This window comes from Streptomyces sp. WG7 (assembly GCF_049975785.1).
Classification (GTDB): domain Bacteria; phylum Actinomycetota; class Actinomycetes; order Streptomycetales; family Streptomycetaceae; genus Streptomyces.
In genome coordinates this window covers 1-815 of sequence record NZ_JBNGGE010000167.1, presented here as the reverse complement: position 1 = coordinate 815, position 815 = coordinate 1, and the positions used below count along the sequence as shown (strand labels likewise).

The 815-nt window shown below is 74.1% G+C and carries 1 protein-coding gene; it reads right to left on the bottom strand.

Annotation, left to right across the window (positions count from 1 at the left end; all coding sequences use genetic code 11):
- A partial coding sequence (locus ACP4J0_RS38565; RefSeq protein WP_426604122.1) for an acyltransferase domain-containing protein occupies window positions 1–815 on the bottom strand: 815 nt, incomplete at both ends.

Below are 815 nucleotides of genomic sequence, written 5' to 3'. Positions count from 1 at the left end.
CCCCACGACTCCAACAGCCGGAACAGCGCCACCTCCACCGCGAACAACCCCGGCTGCGCGAACTCCGTCCGGTCCAGCGGACGCTTCTCCGTCTGGGCGAAGAGCGCGTCCCGCAGCGGGGCGTCGAGGTGCACGTCCATGTGTGCGCAGACCGCGTCCAACGCGTCCGCGAAGGCCGGGTAGGCGGCATACAGTTCCCGGCCCATCCCTGGACGCTGGCTGCCCTGCCCGGTGAACAGGAATGCCGTGCGGCCGTCGTCCACCGTGCCCGTGACGACGGCGGGAAGGTGCTCCCCGGCGGCCAGCCGCCCGAGCATGTCCGCGACCTCCCGCGTGCTCCCGGCCGGGACGGCCGCGCGATGGTCCAGGTGCGCGCGTCCGGTCGCGAGGGAATACGCGAGGTCGACGGGCTCCGGGGTGCGGCGGTCCGGCTCCCCCGCCACTGCCAGATGCGCGCTGAGGACGGCTGCCTGGGCGCGCAGGGCCTCGGGGGACCTGGCCGACAGGACGTGGGGCAGAGCGCCGGCCATCCGCGACGAGGGGCCGGCATCATCGGCCACCTCGGCAACGACGACCGGGGGCTGCTCGATGATCGTGTGGGCGTTGGTGCCGCTGACGCCGAAGGACGAGATGCCGGCGCGCCGGGGCCGCCCGGTCTCGGGCCAGTCGACGGCTTCGGTGAGCAGGGTGATGTCCCCGGCGGCCCAGTCGACGTGCGGGGTCGGCTCGTCGACGTGCAGGGTCTGCGGCAGCACGCCGTGCCGCATCGCGAGCACCATCTTGATGACGCCCGCGACGCCTGCGGCGGCCTGCGT